Raw genomic sequence first — 18,048 nt, 5'->3', positions numbered from 1 at the left:
ACCTTATGACAGACTCTTTGGTAAACGCCACGTTTTGGCCTGCGCAATATAGCCACTTAGCGAACGGTCTTAATGACGAAGCACAGCAACAACTTCGTCGGCTGTTGCAAGCGAGTAGTTTTATCGGCCGGACTTTGCAACAGCAGCCTGAGTTAATCACCACTCTCTGCGATGCTAAGGCGCTCCAAGCCTATCTGGCCAATGGCTTTTATGATCCGTTACGGGCCATACCTGATGCAAATGAGGCTCAGGCTTTTTCACTACTCAGGCGTTATCGAAATGCGGGATTAGTGACGATATTGGCTGCAGATATTTTGGGTTTACAGAGTATTCGCCAAAGCTTAGCTGCAGTATCTTGGTTAGCTGACGTCTTAATCAATAGTGCCTATCAATGGGCATATCAGCAACAAGTCGCCGTGAATGGCACGCCACTGGATGATCAGGGCCAGCCGATGCCACTGTTGATTCTTGGTATGGGGAAGTTGGGTGGCGCTGAGCTTAATTTCTCTTCGGACATCGATTTGATTTTTACTTATCCGCATAAAGGTGAAACCGTAGGCGGGCGAAAAACAGTAGAGCACCACCAGTTTTTTACTAAAGTAGGCCAGAAAGTAATTGCCGCTCTGCATCAGGTGACTGCCGATGGCTTTTGCTACCGTGTTGATATGCGCTTGCGCCCTTTTGGTGATAGTGGTCCCTTAGTACTAAGTTTTGCTGCTTTTGAAGATTATTATCAGGAGCAAGGCCGTGAGTGGGAGCGTTACGCCATGCTAAAAGCCCGGGTAATTAACGCGCAAACAAGGCATGCCGTTGAACTACAAGCATTACTAAAACCTTTTATTTATCGTCGATATATCGATTTTTCAGCGATTGAGTCGCTGCGCCGGATGAAGCAATTAATTGAACAGGAAAATCGCCGGCGTAATCGGTTCGATAACATTAAATTGGGCGCCGGCGGTATTCGCGAAGTCGAGTTTATTGTGCAAACGCTGCAGTTAATTCGAGGTGGCCGCATTCCCCAGCTGCAGCAGCCTGCTATTTTAAAGGCACTACCTGAATTGGTCGCTCAAGGCTTACTGAGTAATGTACAAGGTGAGCAATTACTACAAGACTATTTATGGCTAAGGCAAGTTGAACAGGCTTTACAAGGGATTGATGATAAACAAACGCAAACTCTGCCAGCCGATGAGCAAACCCAACAGCAGCTATTGGCGAGCTTAGGTAAACCAAGTTGGCCAGTGTTGCAGCTGGAGATTGCACAAGCCATGCAGCGTATTCATCAGCAATTTAAGTTAGTGATTGAGCCTGAAGAAAATATCGAACCGCAAGAGTTGAGTTTAGGCAAACTCTTATGGGATAGCGAGCTGCCGCCGACTGAACTCGCAGAACATATCGATTGGTTAGCGGCTGACGAAGCACAAGAGTTGATCATGCAGTTGTCACAGTTTAAGCAAGATTGTCAGCGTCGCTCGGTGGGGCCGCGTGGGCGCGAGTATCTGGCTAAATTACTGCCACAACTATTGCATTATTTACAGCAACAGCAGGCCGGCGCCACAGTTCTAAAGCGTATTCTTGGTGTATTTAAACAAATTGTCACCCGTACGGCTTATTTAGAACTCTTGTTTGAAAATCCGCCGGCATTGCAACAACTCGCCTTATTATGCTCACAAAGTGGTTGGTTGGCGGAGCAATTAGCCCGTTACCCTATGCTATTGGATGAGCTAATCGATCCAGCGCAACTCTATCAAGTGGCCACTATCGAAGATTATCGGGATCGTTTACGACTTTACTTGTTACGGGTCCCTGACGATGATTTAGAACTGCTGATGGAAACCTTAAGGCAGTTTAAACAAGCGCAGCAATTACGCATTGCCGCTGCTGATATTAGTGGTGTTCTGCCTTTGATGAAAGTCAGTGACCATCTTACATGGCTAGCCGAAGTGTTGGTTGAACAGCTGGTCAATTTGGCGTGGCAGCAAATGACGGCGCGTTATGGCCTGCCTGCTGGGGCTACAGACCAAGATAAAGGTTTTGCCGTGATTGGCTATGGTAAATTAGGTGGTATTGAGCTGGGTTATGGCTCTGATTTAGATTTAGTGTTTGTGCATCAATGTCAAAGTCAGGCCGCCACTGCAGGGGAGCGCAGTATTGACTCGATGCAGTTTTACTTGAAGCTGGTGCAGCGGATCTTGCATTTAAGTGCGACCAAAACCAATAGTGGTGTCTTGTATGAGATTGATACTCGGTTAAGGCCGTCGGGGAATTCGGGGCTATTAGCCATTCATATTGATACTTATCAGCAATATTTGGCACAAGAGGCTTGGACGTGGGAGCATCAGGCGCTGGTTAGAGCCAGAATGATCGTGGGCTCAACCGATTTATTGACGAAGTTTGCGACAATTCGACAGCAGATCTTAACGCTGCCTCGTGACGCTGCGCAACTAAAAGCCGATGTAAAACAGATGCGCGAAAAGTTACGCCAACATCATGGTGTTAAGCAAGACGATGTTAAGCATAGTAGTGGCGGCATAGTGGATTTAGAGTTTTTAAGTCAGTACTTGGTTTTAGCCTATGGTGAGAAGCATCCCGAGTTATATCAATACACCGATAATATTCGAATTTTAGACGCGGCGGCGGCCACCGGACTCTTAACGGCGACACAAGCGCAATCTTTAGCCGAGGCTTATCAGTTGCTACGTGGCGTCGGTCATCGACAAACGTTAGCACCCGCCACTATTGTGACCGATGCGCGTTTAGAGGCATATCGCCAACAGATTCATCTAGCTTGGCAGTGCTGGTTTGAAGAGGACAAGTAGCGTTAGTTTAACTGCGTTCTCGAGCGGAAGGACCTGTTGCTTTACAGTGCTGCTGTAAGTAAGGGTCCTCTAAATCGGTAATGACCAATGCACGGGACTTTGGGCAGAAATAACCATAAACAGGCCTGATAAAATCAGGTGAGACGGTTACTGCCATTTGTTGTAACGTCTCGATCATATTGCCATTAGTTTCAAAGAACTGTTTTACCACATAATCACGGGGTAAGGTCCAAAATAATTGCATATCTTCCTGTTGCGCATACTGTTGCAGGCTTTGTTGCAAAGTGCTGCCGGCTTGAAAGCGTCGGCGGGTGACTTCGCCACGCCAATTGTTACTCGCAGGGCTAACCTGCTGTTCACGTCGACGTAATTGCGGCACTAATTCATCACTGCTATCGCGCAGTTTACGCACAAAATCACTTTTACTTTCTTGCTGCAAACTATTGCGAAAATTTGCATAAAATCGGCTAAAACCATCGGCTGCGGCGTTGGGTTTTTCGGGATTGATCAGGAAATCAGGTTTCACAATTAATAAATACATAGCTAGGGCAAGTACCATTATCAGTATCAGTTTAATCAATAGCTTCATGGTCTTTCCTCCTAGTAAAGTGAGGGTTCATCAGGGGTTGGGCGTGTTTTAAAGCGTCGGTGCAACCACATATACTGCTCTGGGTGGTTTAACACCGCTTGCTCTACCCATTGGTTTACCCGCAGGACATCGGCTTTATCATCGCCACTTGGAAATGCTGTGAAAGGCGGCAAAATTTCTACCTGATAGCCTTGATAATTGGGTAAACGCGACGTGTAAATAGGTATAACGACACAATTTGCCGCTTTAGCAAACAGTAGTGTACCTGTGGTGGTTGCGGTTTCAGCTACAGCAAAAAAAGGCACAAATTCAGCACGATTACGACCATAATCCTGATCTGGCAAATAAAAACACACTTCTTGTTCATTTAAAGCTTGGATGAGCCCCTTTACATCTCTTTTGCCAATCATGTATTTGTTGCTACGGATCCGGCCGCGATACTGTAAATAATCCAGTAAAGGATTGTTATTGGGGCGATAAAATCCCACGCTAGGATGGGTAAGCCCTATTACTCGGCCTGCTGCCTCTAGGTGCAAAAAATGCCCCGCTAGCAGTAACACCCCTTTGCCTTGGGCAATGGCCTGCTGTAAATATTCATAGCCTTTTAGATGCGCCAACCGTTTTACGCGCCAGTTGGGCCACCACCAAGCAATCACCGTTTCGAACATGGCTTTGCCTGTTTCCTCAGCGTTTTGCCATACTAATTTTTCGCGTTCGGCGATAGATTTTTCCGGAAAGCATAACTCAAGGTTGCGGCGCGCGACTTTCTGACGTGACTTCATAAGTTTGAATAATAATATGCCTAGCTTGCTGCCAAACCACATCAGTAGTCGATAGGGCAGCCAACTGATTAGATACATTAAGGCAACGCCCAGCCAGAGTAACCAGTATTGAGGCAACAAAAAGCGCCAGCTAAATTGCGGTGAATTAACCACTTTACAGAGAACCTCTAAAACAAAACCTAGGGTATTGTAACGAAAAAACGCGTTGAAGAAAGAGATAACTGGTCAGCGCTTGCGGAGAAAGGTATACCGCAGCAGCGGTATACCTTTATTTTGGTTAGTTAGTTAAAGCGTTATTGATGGCTAACAAATCTTGTTCTGATAAGTTGCCTGCTGCTTGTTTTAGCTGTAACTGCGCTAAAATATAATCATAGCGTGCTCCAGATAGGTTACGCTGGGCATCAAACAAGTTGCGAGTGCTTAACAGGACATCAACAATAGTACGAGTACCCACTTCAAAACCGGCTTCAGTGGCCTGTAAGGCGCTTTGCGCAGAAATAACCGCTTGTTCTAAAGCGCGGATTTGCGACATTTGTGAGTTAACATTGTTAAATGAGCTACGGATTTGCCTAACCACAGAACGGTGGCTTTGTTCTAACGCTTGGCTGACTTCTACATAATTGGCTTGCGCTACCCGAACATTAGCTTCAATGCCACCGCCACTGTAAATTGGCACGGCTAAGGTTAAACCCAGCGAGCTAGTATCTGCGCGATCTACTCCTGACACTTTGGTCACGCCAACAGAAGCGTTAGCAGTTAAAGTTGGCAAATGACCTGCTTTGGCTAAATCGATATCTAGCGCAGACACATCTAAAGCTATGCGTTGCGCTTTGAGAGTGAGGTTATTTTGTTCAGCAATACTCACCCAATCCGTAGCAGCTTCTGGCGTTGGCCGTGAAGTAGAAAATTTATCGGTATTGAGTTGCGCAACCTGTTCATGATATTGACCTGTGATTTCTCGCAGTGCTTCACGAGCGTTTTCCAGCTGATTTTCACTATTAATTTCTCGAGCGACCACGCTGTCAAATTGCGCTTGCGCTTCATGTACATCGGTAATGGCAGTTAGGCCAACCGCAAAACGCTGTTTAGTCTGTTCTAATTGCCGTTCAACCGAACGCTTTTCTGCAGCGACAAAGGTTAAGTTGTCATTCGCTTTTAATACATCGAAGTAGGCGTTGGTTACACGCAAAATTAATGATTGCAATTCCGCGTCGTAAACGGTTTGGTTTTGCAAGGCGACTTTCTCTGCACGAGATAAATTTTGCCAGTTTGTCCAGCTAAATACTGACTGCCGCGCTTGTAACGTTGCACCAACAGCATTGTCGCTACTAAAACGCAGATTTTCGCGTGTACTTCTGCCGGCTTCGATATCTAAGCTAATCGTTGGTAATAAGCTAGCTTTAGAGACGTCAATTCTGGCTGCCGCCGCATCGCGAGTAGCGGCAGCGCGCTGCACAACAGGGTCCTTTTGGGTAGCAAGTTGATATACGGTTTTCAGATCTTCAGCACTTAAATTAAGGCTGAATAAGCTTAAAGACGAAAGCACTAAGGTGCTGATTAAGGTTTTTTTCATGCTAATGATCCTGGCTTTATAAGGAAAGTGCCCAAATGATAACCTGTTAAAGTAAACTAGGTAACGTTTAAACCGTAAAGTTACCCCGAAGAGTGTAACAAAATGTGAGGGCGCTGATGTCGCAATTCAAGCTAAACCATTATCCATCTTTTCACGCAACGGATCTGGAGATCCTCGACAAAACCACGGTTTTTCAAGGTTTCTTTCGGATCGAGCGTTGGCAGCTTAAGCATAAATTATTTGCAGGGGGCTGGAGTGCACCTGTTACAAGAGAAATTTTTGAGCGAGGCCAAGCGGTGGCAGTGCTACCTTACAATCCGATAACAGACGAAGTCGTCCTAGTTGAGCAGTTTCGGGTGGGCGTAGTTGAGCATGGTCGTAGTCCGTGGTTACTTGAAGTGATTGCCGGAATGATTGAGCATGACCAACACCCTGAAGAGACTGCTATTCGTGAAGCTGAAGAGGAAGCGGGTTTGCACTTAACTGAGCTCTGGCCTATGTTAAGCTACTATTCGAGCCCTGGTGGCAGTACTGAAAAAATCAGTTTGTTTTTAGGTCGATTAACACAGCCGGTAAGCAACGGGATCTTTGGTTTAGCAACAGAACATGAGGATATCAAAATGCATGTCATGCCAAGAAAAATAGCTATGCAATTGTTGGCACAGCAGCAAATAGATAATGCCGCCACCGTTATTGCATTACAATGGTTGGCGCTTAACCTAGAGCAGGTGCAACAGCGCTGGGTAACTGACCTTGCTTAAAGCGCCTTATGCACCTAAAGTCACCGACTTTCTGAGCCTGTGCGAGCGAAATTATGCCGCTTTGCGCCGCTTATTGCCGCAGCAACTAGAGGTAGGTCAGCACGTTTTTATCAAGCTTGCTGAGCAAGATGTCTATGTTGTTAGCATGCTAGCGGTTGCCCCTTTTACAACTCGGATTCAAATTGAACTGAAGAGCGGACGACAACGTTTCTTTCAACCGAGTTTTGATGTGCAGCTTTATCATGATGCGCGCTTGGCAGAGGTGGTTCGTGTACAACATCAATGGCGCTTTGCGGCGCTCTATCCTTATCCAAATAAAACGATGTCGCAGCCAGATGAAAAACGGCAAATTAATCTCTTGCTAAAAGATTGGTTAAATTTATGCTCGCGTCATGGCTATCAGGTTACTCATGCGTAGTCAGGTTATTTGAATAAGCATCTTATAATTTTATCAACATCTAATTTGTGATAAAACAGTGTTTTATCTGCTGATATCGGTGCAGGGAATTTCGCCAGGAAGTAAAAATGATCCCAACGAATCGCCTTAAGCTAGGTGAGTTTATACTTTGTCCAGTAAACCAACATCTTGAATATGCTGAGCAGCATATTCCGTTAGAGCCCAAAGTGTATGAAGTACTTTGTTATCTTCTGACTCAGCCACAGCGTTACGTTAGTTTAGAAGAGTTACATCAAAACGTGTGGCAGGGGCGAGTGGTAAGTGATACCGCAGTTCGACGTACGATCAGTAAATTACGCGCGGCCTTGGGAGATCAAGGAGAGGTGCCTCGTTATATTCAGTCCGCTGCTAAGCGCGGCTATCGTTGGCTGCCTCCTATAGAATCTGCTGATCAGTATGAGCCAAAAGCAAATAGCACTGCTGAGCTGGAGCCGGAAATTGCTTCCGATATGGGTTCTGCAAGCATAGAGGTTCACAATGCTGCTAAGGTTGAAGTCAAATCCATGTTTAATCGGTCCATGGCTGCAAACCTGAAAAGGTTCACAAAACCCGTGACGTTCTTCATAGGTGCTTTGTGTAGTGGTTTACTCGTGTTTGCTTACTGGTTTTTTGCCGCAACGCCCCAGCCACAATGGTCAACGCTTGAGCCACTTTCGCTTATTAACGGTGAAAAGCTTAGCATGGCGGTTAGCCCAGATCAGCGTTTCTTAGTTTTTAGTTCAAATGCGGTTAATCATTATGGCCAAGAGCTGTATTGGTATAACTTGCAGAGTCAGGAATTGAAACAGCTCACTTCAGGTGATAATCAGATCATGCGTGCCACCTTTTCTGCAGATGGTAAGCATTTGTTTTATCATAACTTTGACAGCGGCGTCTATCAGCTTGTTCAACGCCCGATCAGTGAGCAAGGTGAGTTTACCGCTGAAGGAAAAGTATTACTCGATAATTATGTATCGATGTTACAAATTTGGGCGCATCCCGATAACGAATCTTTATTTCTGAATCTGGGTGATGCGACGCAAATCAATATTCAGCGGCTGCATTTACCAACAGCGACCTTAACTCCTGTCACCAGTTCTGTGGCAGCGGGAGTGCAAGATAGCATTTTTACTGTGCAGACGGCGACACAGCGCTTGGCATTTCAGCGTTTTTTCCCTGGTCAAGGTAGTTCTCTGATTGTTCAAGATATGCAAAGTGGTAAGATCTTAATGCAGTTGTTATATGGTAAACGTATCTTTGACATGCATTGGGTTACTGAGCACGAGTTGTTGATTGTTGATGAGGAAGCCCTATTACGTTTTAATCTTCAGACGCAACAAACTCAGCTTCTACAGCATAATTCGCTAAAGGGTAATTCATTTGCCCATGGACTAACCCGCGCCTTAGTGCCCCTTAAAGATAATCAATGGTTACAATTTCGGCATGAAGGAGATGTTGGCCGTATGATTCATCAGCAAGGTGAAGTGGGCTCATTAGCTGGTCGAACCTATTTGCATACTGCGGAACACACCCGAGCTGTGTTTTTTGGTCAGGAATCCCAAGCCTACTTCTTATACAATTTCACCGACGGTAAACAAAGCTTGTGGTTACAACACGCTGATGGGAAGCTGCAACCCTTAATAGAAATTCAGCACAGTAACTTGGTCTTTCAACAACAGCATAGCGATGGCCGTCATTTATTGCTGCTGCTTGATGGCAAACCGACTCTCTTTGATTTAACACACCAAAAGTTACTTCCATTGAATGTGGCGGGTAATAAATGGCTTTCTGCTCGATTTAGCTATGATGGCCTTGGCATTATTATGACGTCACGACAAAATAATGAATACCAAAGTTGGTTGTATCATCTAGATAGCGGTCTGAGCGAAAAACTGTATGCCGGCTATCAGTTATTGATACCCTATAAAGCAGATAGTTATCTGGCGGTACATCCTGATTCCCGTTTTTTGTTATTAAATGGTGAGCAAGTGACAGAGTTACCTATTAGATACTCACCGCCTTACCCAGGTAGTGTGCATGTAAGAGGCGATCTATTATTTTGGGCCGAAACAGATTTAAAAAATACAACCTTGTTCCGCTTTAATCTTGCCACCTCGGCTTTGACGCAATGGCAACAAGATCGCAGAAAGATGCTGCAAACTTTTGATATATCGCCCGATGGATCTCGATGGTTAGTGCGTCATCTCGGACAATTTGACACTAAAGTGTATCGGGTTACGACTGAAGTCCATTAGATCCTTAAGCCAAAGGGGTTGGTTATTAGTGAGTTATAACCAATTCCGTTTTTTATCGCAGCTTTGTTATCGTCAATCACCCCTGTTATGGCAGATGCTATGAGTTTATCAAGTGGGTGATTGGCTGATGGTTAGCTCTACGTCTGATGTCAGGCTTTAAGCGATTTGGAGCTTAGTTTTAGCCGCTAGCCTATCACTAGTCGCTTTGTTTTGAGCTAGAATAGTCGCGCTGTTTGATTTGTAACCAAAGAAGGCACTAATGCAAGAAGTTGTTTATTTACATGGTTTTGCCAGTTCCAGTCGTTCAGAAAAAGCGGTGTTAACACAGCAGTATTTCCAAAACCTGCCCGAGGTTAAATTTCGTGCATTGGATTTACCTTACACGCCAAATGAAGCTATGTCGGCACTGGATGCACAGTTAACCGTGCCGCCGAGCGCCATTATTGGCAGTTCTTTAGGCGGCTTTTTGGCTACCGTGTTGGCGGAGCGCTTTGGTTGCCGAGCCTGTTTAATTAATCCCGCGGTAGCACCGCATAAGGTCTTAGCACAGCACCTAGGCACCTATGAACATCCCGTGTTACAGCAGCGTTATCAGGTTGAATTAGCACATATGTCGCAACTAGAGAGGTTAATGCCACACACTTTACGCGATGCCAGCCAATATTTAGTGCTTTTGCAAACGGGTGATGAGGTGTTAGATTATCAACAAGCTGTAGCTTATTATCAGGGTGCTAAGGTGCAAGTGGTGCAAGGCGGTGATCATAGCTTTGTTGGCTATCAGCACTATCTGCCGCAAATTGCCCAATTTTGTCTGCAAGCATAACAGGAAGCAAAAAACATCATATGACAGAACAACTTTACAATGCCGAATCTATAGAGGTGTTGACCGGTTTGGAACCGGTACAGCGTCGTCCCGGGATGTATACCGATACTACTCGTCCAAATCACTTAGCGCAGGAAGTTATTGATAATAGCGTTGATGAAGCCTTAGCTGGTCATGCTGATCTGGTGCAAGTGATTTTACATGATGATCACTCTATCGAAGTCATTGATAACGGCCGTGGTATGCCGGTGGATATTCATCCTGAAGAAGGGGTATCTGGCGTTGAGCTGATCATGTGTCGTTTGCATGCCGGTGGTAAATTCTCCAACAAAAACTATCAATTTTCAGGTGGTTTGCACGGCGTCGGCATCTCGGTGGTCAATGCGTTATCAAGTCGAGTAGACGTCAGTATTCGTCGTGATGGTCAGGTGTATGAAATTGCTTTTGAGCACGGTAATAAGGTCAGTGAACTGGCAGTAACGGGTACCGTGGGTAAACGGAATACCGGTACTCGCGTCCGTTTCTGGCCAACCCCTTCCTATTTTGATTCGCCAAAATTTTCGGTGAGTCGCTTGCTGCATGTGTTAAAAGCCAAAGCAGTATTATGTCCGGGACTGACCGTTAAGTTTGACGATAAGGTTAATCAACAACAGTATCAATGGTGCTACGAAGCGGGCATTAAAGATTACCTAGCAGAAGCCGTACAGCAGTTAATCGCTATACCAGAGCAACCCTTTGTCGGGCAATTTTCCGCGACCACCGAAGCGGTAGAGTGGGCATTGCTCTGGTTGCCTGAGGGGGGCGAGCTGGTCACCGAAAGCTACGTTAATCTTATTCCGACCGCACAAGGTGGCACTCACGTGAATGGCTTGCGTCAGGGCTTGCTGGAAGCGATGCGTGACTTTTGTGAGTTTCGTAACTTATTACCGCGTGGTATTAAACTGTCGCCAGAGGATATCTGGGATCGCTGTGCCTATGTGCTCTCACTAAAAATGCAGGATCCTCAGTTTGCAGGACAAACCAAAGAGCGTTTGTCGTCGCGGCAATCTGCGGCTTTTGTCACAGGTATTGTCAAAGATGCCTTTAGTTTATGGTTAAACGAGCATACCGATATTGCGCTGGCGCTGGCAGATTTTTGTATCAACAATGCTCAGAAACGTTTAAAAGCTGCCAAAAAGATCATTCGTAAGAAAGTGACCTCAGGGCCCGCCTTACCTGGCAAACTAGCCGATTGCTCCGCTCAGGATTTAGCGCGAACAGAGCTGTTTTTAGTTGAAGGTGATTCTGCAGGCGGTTCTGCCAAGCAAGCGCGGGATCGAGAGTTCCAGGCGGTGATGCCACTACGCGGTAAAATCCTCAACACCTGGGAAGTGGAATCGGGGCAAATTTTAGCGTCACAAGAAGTTCACGATATCTCGGTCGCCATTGGTATTGATCCTGACTCTGTCGATTTATCTGCATTACGTTATGGCAAAATTTGTATTCTGGCCGATGCCGATTCTGATGGTTTACATATTGCCACCTTATTGTGTGCACTTTTTATGCGACATTTCCGCCATCTGGTTGAACAGGGCCACGTTTATGTTGCTATGCCACCGCTTTACCGCATTGATATTGGTAAGGATGTGTATTATGCGCTTGATGAAGAAGAAAAAAATGGTATTCTCGACCGCATAGAAGCCGAGAAAAAACGCGGTAAAGTTAATGTACAACGCTTCAAAGGCTTGGGTGAAATGAACCCATTGCAACTGCGTGAGACAACCATGGATCCCAATACCCGACGTTTGGTGCAGTTAACTATTGATGACTCGGCACAAACCATGGAGCTAATGGATATGTTGTTGGCCAAAAAACGGGCCACGGATCGCCGGGATTGGTTAGAGTTGAAAGGTGACCGTGCCATTATCGCTTAATGGGTATAAGTGCCGATATCATGACAGAGGAGCGATGCGTGAAAACAGTATTTATCATCTTGTTGCTGCTCGCTGTCTTTACTAGCTCGGCAGCAGAGACTGAAGCTACGCCTGAGTGGTTAGTGCAGGTTGCGGCAAAAAAACACCAAGCACCAGAGCAAATGCTCAGTATCTTGGAAGCGAATCAGGCGGAATTTGCTAACTTAACGGCTGAGCAGCAAGCATTTTGGCTGAATCAACAGGCGGCAGTATTAAGCTACCTTGGCCGCTATCAAGAACAACAAAACGCCGCACTACAAGGCTTAAACTTGTTAGGTGATAGCAGTGTTTCCCTTAAAGCTGAACTGATGTTTGAGTTAGGTTATGCTCGGGAAATGCAATTAGCGTTATCGGAAGCCTTAAGTTGGTATCAGCAGGGCTTAGCTTTAGCAAAAGACTTGGCTGAGGAAAAGCTGCAAGTCAGAGGGATGATTAATATTGCCGCTATCGACTCGATGCAAGATCGTGATCAACAAGCCTTACAAACGCTGAAGCAAGCCTACAGCAAAGCAAAAGTACTTAATGATAAGGAAGTCTTAGCCGAAGTGAATGCCCAGTTGGGCTTAATGTATTCGGCGCTAAGTTTTGAACAGGAAGCCCAAGAGTTCTTAGAGCAAGCACTCGCACTGTATGCGGAACTTGGCTGGCAAAAAAATCATGTCACGGTATTGTATAATCTGGCCAGAAATTATAGTTATTTGGAAAATTTTGAGCGAGCCTTACAAAGCTATGAGTCTATGCTGCAATCGGCATTAAAGGAGCAAGATGTTTTAAATCTGTACTATGCCTATAGTGGTTTAGCGATTACCAGTAATGAGATGGGGCGGCCACAAGTGGCGCTAAACTATATGCAAAAAGCTGAAGAATATCTCGATGTCATTCAGTCAGATTATTATTTAGCGGGCCATCATTACGAAAAAGCTTTGATTTACCAAGCATTACAACAAAATACCCAAGCCATGCAACAGCTACTGTTAGCAGAAGAACATTATGAAAAGCTCGAAGATAAAGAGTCTGGCAATATGCTGTTGGCGCTACATTTGCTTAAAGCTGAGTTATTGGCTGAGCAGGGACAATACGAGCGCGCTTATCAGCAACTTTTTCAGTTTGTTTATGGTTTTCAACAATTCCGTGATAAAGAAAATGAGCTGGCTCTAGCAAAAACACGGATGGCTTTTGAAGCTGAGCGTGATGTTGCTAGGCAAAGTTTACTTGAGCAAGAGTACCAGCTAAAAGCATTACAACTGGCGGAAATTGCTCATCAAAAACAAATTCAATGGATGTGGATGGCGATGCTGGTCGTGTTGGGGGTAATCCTCATTGCGACACTGTTATTACTTCGGAGCAGCAAACGTAACCAGGCCCGCTCATCCACCACGCTTTAACAGGAACAGGCATGACAGAGACTGTACTTTTAGCTGATGGCACCGAACAGCTGCCATTGCGGCGTTTTACCGAAGACGCTTATTTAAACTACTCGATGTACGTAATTATGGATCGGGCCTTGCCTCACATAGGGGATGGCTTAAAGCCCGTGCAGCGGCGTATTGTTTATGCTATGTCAGAGTTGGGCTTGTCACATCTAGCAAAATATAAAAAATCGGCTCGTACCGTGGGGGATGTACTCGGTAAATTCCATCCGCATGGCGATTCTGCGTGTTATGAAGCGATGGTGCTAATGGCACAACCTTTTTCTTATCGGTATCCCTTAGTTGATGGTCAGGGTAACTGGGGCGCGCCAGACGATCCTAAATCCTTCGCGGCTATGCGTTATACCGAAGCTAAGCTATCGCGTTTTAGCGAAGTTTTGTTATCAGAGCTGGGTTCTGGCACAACCGATTGGGTGCCCAATTTTGACGGTACCTTAGAAGAACCTAAGGTACTACCCGCTCGCTTACCACATATCTTATTAAATGGTATCACCGGTATTGCTGTAGGTATGGCGACTGATATTCCGCCGCATAATGTGCGTGAAGTGGTGAATGCCTGTGCTGTGCTGTTAGATAATCCGCAAGCAAATATGGCCGAGGTAATGCAGCATGTTAAAGGCCCGGATTATCCCACCGATGCAGAGATTATTTCGTCAGCCGCCGAGATCGCCGCCATTTACAGCACGGGCCGTGGCAGTATCAAAATGCGCGCTATTTACCAGCAAGAAGATGGCGATGTGGTGATTACTGCCTTACCGCATCAGACCTCGGGTGCCAAGATCCTGGAGCAAATTGCCGCGCAGATGCAAGCCAAAAAACTGCCGATGGTCAGTGATTTACGCGATGAATCGGATCATGAAAATCCGACACGCATTGTTATCGTGCCGCGCTCTAATCGGATTGATGTTGAGCAGCTGATGCAGCATTTATTCGCCACCACGGATCTGGAAAGAAGCTATCGGGTCAATTTAAATATCCTAGGGATGGATCATCGGCCAAGGGTGCGAAACTTGTTGGAAATTCTCACCGAGTGGTTGAGTTTCCGGCGTGATACGGTGCGACGTCGTTTGCAGTATCGTTTAGATAAAGTCTTGGATCGCTTACACGTATTGGCGGGTTTGTTGATTGCATTTTTGAATATCGACGATGTGATCCGCATTATTCGAACCTATGATGAGCCAAAGCCTGAGTTAGTGGCCTTTTTCGGTATAACCGAGCGGCAAGCAGAAGCGATTTTAGAATTAAAACTGCGTCATTTAGCCAAGTTAGAAGAAACGAAAATTCGTGCCGAGCAAGATGAGCTCAGTAAAGAGCGTGATAAGTTACAAGCTATTTTGGGATCGGAGAAAAAACTGACAAAACTGATCCGCGACGAATTGCTAGCGGATGCGCAAAAATATGGTGATGATCGCCGCAGTCCTATCGTCCAGCGGGAAGAAGCTAAGGCACTGACTGAAAAAGAGCTGTTACCCAGCGAAGCCGTCACGGTTGTCTTGTCAGAAAAAGGCTGGGTACGCTGTGCTAAAGGGCATGATGTGGACGGTAACGCTTTAAGCTATAAAGCAGGCGATGCCTTTAAAGCCTTAGCCAAAGGTCGCTCTAATCAGCAGGCGGTGTTTATTGACTCTTCAGGCCGTAGTTTTGCCACCGAAGCGCATGAGCTACCGTCGGCACGGGGGCAAGGCGAGCCATTGAGCGGACGCTTTACCATCGTTGCCGGTGAGACGATTGAGCATGTGTTAATTGCTGACGAAAAACAAACCTTACTGCTCGCCACGGATGCTGGCTATGGCTTTGTGGCAGAATTTAATGATTTACTTAGTCGAAATAAAGCCGGTAAAGCAGTACTAAGTTTACCGGTAGGCGCTAAAGTATTACCGCCGGTGACCGTTGCCTCGCCAGAAACAGATTTATTGCTGTGTATTTCTAACGAAGGGCGTATGTTAATGTTCCCCGTTGCCGAGTTACCTAAGCTCAGTAAAGGTAAAGGCAATAAACTGATGTCAATTCCGTCGGCGCGCGCAGCCAGTCGAGAAGAATATGTCTGTTTATTGGCGGTGGTGCCGGCGGACGGCAGTGTCACCTTGGTGGCTGGTAAGCGTAAACTGAATCTGAAAATGACCGATTTACAGCATTATCAAGGTGAACGTGGCCGTCGTGGCAATAAATTACCGCGTGGTTTGCAGCGCATTGACGAAATTATTGTGAATGGTCAGAGTGATCAAACCAGCCAACCGACGGAATAGCGTTATACTCGCCTCCTGACTATGTTAAGGCTGTCCATTTGGGACTATACTGCGGCGCTTTGTGTTGTATGAACAGCGTCGCGGTGTTGTAAGCTGTTAAGGGGCGAGTAGTGGTTGCGGTTGTACGTTTACTTTTATTAGTGTTATTTTTTTTATTAAGCACAATAGCTGGCTTAATTGTTTGTATCTTCAGACCTTTTCACCCCAATAATGTGGCCTTATTCGGCAAGTGGTATGGTGCGGTATCGAAGATCTTAGGGATCACTGTTGAAATCCGACGCGACCCCGCAATTCAAGTTGGCGAACCTTATGTTTTTATCGCTAACCATCAAAATAGCTTAGATCTGTTTACGCTCAGTGGTTCAGTATTACCGCGAACTGTTACTATCGGTAAGAAGAGTTTAAAGTTTATCCCTTTTTTTGGTCAACTCTATTGGCTAAGCGGCAATATCTTAATCGATCGCAATGATAAAGCTAAAGCCCTCAATACTATGCAAGCTGCGGCTGAGCGCATTGCGCAGCAGAAAATGTCGGTATGGATGTTCCCCGAAGGTACCCGAAGTTACGGCCGAGGCTTATTGCCATTCAAAATGGGCGCTTTTCATATTGCCCTAGAGGCAAATGTGCCACTTATTCCGGTTTGTATGAGTACAACCCATCAGCAGTTTAAGCTAAATCGTTGGCGCAATGGCAAAGTGATTATTCAGATGTTAGCGCCAGTCGTTTTAACTAAAGACGATAATTTACGCCAATTTGCTAAAAATATGCACCAACAGATGGCGGCACAAATTCAGCAGCTTGATGCCGAGCTTGGTAACGACTACACTTCGCAGCAAATACAGCCAACAGAGTAACATTATGGAAAACTGGAAAGAATTTACTGAAGAAACCATTGCCGCCTTAATGGAAGATGGCAGCGATCCTGATGCACTGTATACCATTGAGCATCACTTTTATGATAAAGACTTTAACAAGCTGGAAAAGCTTGCAGTCGAGTTGTTCAAACTCGGTTATGAAGTGACTGACGCTGAAGAAGTGGAATTTGAAGATGGCGACAGTGCTTGGGTATTTGATGCTATTTGTGAGCAATCGCTAGATGGCGCGGCTATTACTGCTGATGCGATCAAGTTAGAAGCCTTAGCGCAAAAACATCAGGTAGAATATGATGGCTGGGGCACTTACTTTGAAGGCGATGAAGACGGCGTGGAATGGGAAGATGACGATACGGAAGAGTAATTCTCTACTCTGACGTTTTCTTGTTTTGCTATTTTGTTATGCAAATGGCAGCCGCTAAACTATATTGTATGGATACAAAATCAGCAATGAGCGGTTGCCTGCATGAAGCAGTTATTATTTCTTTTTCTGCTGAGTACTAGTTCAGCGGTATATGCTGAAACCAATGTTCAAGCTACTTTAGATGAAGCGGAAGACTATTTAGTCGTTAATCCTGCTCGGACTCTTAATTTATTAACCCCCTTGGTTTTGTCGGATGACGTCCCTGATGCGCTAAAGTTGCGTCGGTATATTCTGATCAGTCGGGCGGCGGTACTGACTAATCGCTTAGATGAACTGATTCAAGCCGTTGAGGCCACCTTTCGCTATACCGAAGATCCCTTCTTTCAACAGTCCTTAACGCCAATTAGTAGTGGTTTAGGGATCTGGTTGCGACGAAATCAGTATCTTGCTGAAGCGAGGCTCAGTTTTCAATGTGCTATGCAGCATGCTGCTACGGATCGGCAAAAACTTACCTTACTAAATAGTCTAGGTTTAGTCGCTCGACAGCTGAACGATTTTGACGAGGCAACGGCTATTTTTGAACAGCTTTTAGTGTTAGCTGAGCAGCATCAGCAACCCCAGCTAGTCGCTATGGCCTATAACAATTTGGGTTTGCTTGCCTTTGATCAGGCCCAATTTGCTGCGGCCGAACCCTTATTTCGTCAATCTTTAAAACAATACCAAAAGTTGAATCACCGTTCGGGCAAAATTTCTGCTGGGATTAATCTGTTATTTGTTTTTCTGATGCAAAACGAACGGATTAACTTTGAACGGTTGTTTAGCCCGACGCAAACCCTGACCACACACTTTCCGAACGAAGCTAAGCAAGCTCTTTTACTGTGGTTGGAGTTACGTTTCCAGCAGCGGCAAGGGAATTTATTGACCGAGATACAGAAAAAAGCGTTGGTGGCAGCCTTTGCAAAGTTAGAAGATCGCAAAGTGCAACAGCATGTGTTGCAGTATTTAGCTCCCTTGATGGGGCTAAATACCGCAGACTTGATCCCAATTAGTCAACCAGAAAAGCGTTTTCAACGCCCTTGGTTTGAGTATATTGAGAGTTGCGCGCTGTTTAATGCCACGCAGGCTAAAGAAGCTTAACGTCAACGTTTT

Annotated in this window: 14 protein-coding genes; 11 read left to right on the top strand and 3 right to left on the bottom strand. The window is 45.6% G+C overall.

The features are described 5' to 3' along the window. Window positions 1-5 precede the first annotated feature (5 nt). Window positions 6-2,816, top strand: coding sequence for a bifunctional [glutamate--ammonia ligase]-adenylyl-L-tyrosine phosphorylase/[glutamate--ammonia-ligase] adenylyltransferase (gene glnE / locus ACO1PK_RS04795; protein WP_423187535.1), 2,811 nt, complete (start codon window positions 6-8; stop codon window positions 2,814-2,816). A 7-nt stretch (window positions 2,817-2,823) separates the two neighbouring features. Here glnE and ACO1PK_RS04790 read toward each other — a convergent pair whose 3' ends face one another. The 3 genes from ACO1PK_RS04790 to tolC form a co-directional block, all read right to left on the bottom strand. After that, entirely contained in the window at window positions 2,824-3,405 is a 582-nt protein-coding gene (locus ACO1PK_RS04790) for a TcpQ domain-containing protein (RefSeq protein WP_423187534.1), read from the bottom strand. Between the two features lie 11 nt (window positions 3,406-3,416). After that, window positions 3,417-4,340, bottom strand: coding sequence for an LpxL/LpxP family Kdo(2)-lipid IV(A) lauroyl/palmitoleoyl acyltransferase (gene lpxL / locus ACO1PK_RS04785; protein WP_423187533.1), 924 nt, complete (start codon window positions 4,338-4,340; stop codon window positions 3,417-3,419). Window positions 4,341-4,464: 124 nt separating this feature from the next. After that, window positions 4,465-5,760: an outer membrane channel protein TolC gene (tolC, locus tag ACO1PK_RS04780; RefSeq protein ID WP_423187532.1), complete on the bottom strand. Its 1,296-nt coding sequence runs from the start codon at window positions 5,758-5,760 to the stop codon at window positions 4,465-4,467. Between the two features lie 116 nt (window positions 5,761-5,876). Here tolC and ACO1PK_RS04775 point away from each other — a divergent pair, with 116 nt between their 5' ends. The 10 genes from ACO1PK_RS04775 to ACO1PK_RS04730 all read left to right on the top strand — a co-directional run bounded on the left by ACO1PK_RS04775 (window position 5,877) and on the right by ACO1PK_RS04730 (window position 18,036). After that, a complete protein-coding gene (locus ACO1PK_RS04775; RefSeq protein ID WP_423187531.1) occupies window positions 5,877-6,521 on the top strand; it encodes an NUDIX domain-containing protein in 645 nt (214 codons plus the stop codon). After that, on the top strand, window positions 6,514-6,939 hold the full coding sequence (locus ACO1PK_RS04770) for a DUF1249 domain-containing protein (protein ID WP_423187530.1): 426 nt from the start codon (window positions 6,514-6,516) through the stop codon (window positions 6,937-6,939). The genes ACO1PK_RS04775 and ACO1PK_RS04770 overlap by 8 nt, the downstream gene beginning before the upstream one ends. 107 nt (window positions 6,940-7,046) lie before the next feature. Beyond that, on the top strand, window positions 7,047-9,212 hold the full coding sequence (locus ACO1PK_RS04765) for a winged helix-turn-helix domain-containing protein (RefSeq protein WP_423187529.1): 2,166 nt from the start codon (window positions 7,047-7,049) through the stop codon (window positions 9,210-9,212). Between the two features lie 259 nt (window positions 9,213-9,471). Further along, a complete protein-coding gene (locus ACO1PK_RS04760; protein WP_423187528.1) occupies window positions 9,472-10,035 on the top strand; it encodes a YqiA/YcfP family alpha/beta fold hydrolase in 564 nt (187 codons plus the stop codon). A gap of 20 nt (window positions 10,036-10,055) precedes the next feature. Further along, window positions 10,056-11,948 (top strand): DNA topoisomerase IV subunit B, encoded by a 1,893-nt coding sequence (parE, locus tag ACO1PK_RS04755; protein ID WP_423187527.1) that lies wholly within the window; start codon window positions 10,056-10,058, stop codon window positions 11,946-11,948. Window positions 11,949-11,986: 38 nt separating this feature from the next. Continuing rightward, window positions 11,987-13,372, top strand: coding sequence for a diguanylate cyclase (locus ACO1PK_RS04750; RefSeq protein WP_423187526.1), 1,386 nt, complete (start codon window positions 11,987-11,989; stop codon window positions 13,370-13,372). 11 nt (window positions 13,373-13,383) lie between these two features. Further along, window positions 13,384-15,663: a DNA topoisomerase IV subunit A gene (parC, locus tag ACO1PK_RS04745; protein WP_423187525.1), complete on the top strand. Its 2,280-nt coding sequence runs from the start codon at window positions 13,384-13,386 to the stop codon at window positions 15,661-15,663. Window positions 15,664-15,773: 110 nt separating this feature from the next. Next, window positions 15,774-16,517, top strand: a complete 744-nt coding sequence (locus ACO1PK_RS04740) for a 1-acylglycerol-3-phosphate O-acyltransferase (protein ID WP_423187524.1) — start codon at window positions 15,774-15,776, stop codon at window positions 16,515-16,517. A 4-nt stretch (window positions 16,518-16,521) separates the two neighbouring features. Further along, on the top strand, window positions 16,522-16,899 hold the full coding sequence (rraB, locus tag ACO1PK_RS04735) for a ribonuclease E inhibitor RraB (RefSeq protein WP_423187523.1): 378 nt from the start codon (window positions 16,522-16,524) through the stop codon (window positions 16,897-16,899). Between the two features lie 102 nt (window positions 16,900-17,001). Beyond that, window positions 17,002-18,036 carry a tetratricopeptide repeat protein gene (locus ACO1PK_RS04730; RefSeq protein WP_423187522.1) on the top strand — a complete coding sequence of 345 codons (1,035 nt, stop codon included), beginning with the start codon at window positions 17,002-17,004 and terminating at the stop codon, window positions 18,034-18,036. Window positions 18,037-18,048: the final 12 nt, after the last annotated feature.

The sequence above is a fragment of the Alishewanella sp. d11 genome (genome assembly GCF_049390205.1).
Taxonomy (GTDB): Bacteria; Pseudomonadota; Gammaproteobacteria; order Enterobacterales; family Alteromonadaceae; genus Alishewanella.
Note: the sequence above shows the minus strand (reverse complement) of the source record. Positions and strands in the feature narration are given on the sequence as shown.

What these genes read in the sequence shown, in the direction of transcription:
- glnE (WP_423187535.1), top strand. Translation starts at nt 6, where the DNA reads ATGACAGACTCTTTGGTAAACGCCACGTTTTGGCCTGCGCAATATAGC.
- ACO1PK_RS04790 (WP_423187534.1), bottom strand. Translation starts at nt 3,405, where the DNA reads ATGAAGCTATTGATTAAACTGATACTGATAATGGTACTTGCCCTAGCT.
- tolC (WP_423187532.1), bottom strand. Translation starts at nt 5,760, where the DNA reads ATGAAAAAAACCTTAATCAGCACCTTAGTGCTTTCGTCTTTAAGCTTA.
- ACO1PK_RS04775 (WP_423187531.1), top strand. Translation starts at nt 5,877, where the DNA reads ATGTCGCAATTCAAGCTAAACCATTATCCATCTTTTCACGCAACGGAT.
- ACO1PK_RS04765 (WP_423187529.1), top strand. Translation starts at nt 7,047, where the DNA reads ATGATCCCAACGAATCGCCTTAAGCTAGGTGAGTTTATACTTTGTCCA.
- ACO1PK_RS04760 (WP_423187528.1), top strand. Translation starts at nt 9,472, where the DNA reads ATGCAAGAAGTTGTTTATTTACATGGTTTTGCCAGTTCCAGTCGTTCA.
- parE (WP_423187527.1), top strand. Translation starts at nt 10,056, where the DNA reads ATGACAGAACAACTTTACAATGCCGAATCTATAGAGGTGTTGACCGGT.
- parC (WP_423187525.1), top strand. Translation starts at nt 13,384, where the DNA reads ATGACAGAGACTGTACTTTTAGCTGATGGCACCGAACAGCTGCCATTG.
- rraB (WP_423187523.1), top strand. Translation starts at nt 16,522, where the DNA reads ATGGAAAACTGGAAAGAATTTACTGAAGAAACCATTGCCGCCTTAATG.
- ACO1PK_RS04730 (WP_423187522.1), top strand. Translation starts at nt 17,002, where the DNA reads ATGAAGCAGTTATTATTTCTTTTTCTGCTGAGTACTAGTTCAGCGGTA.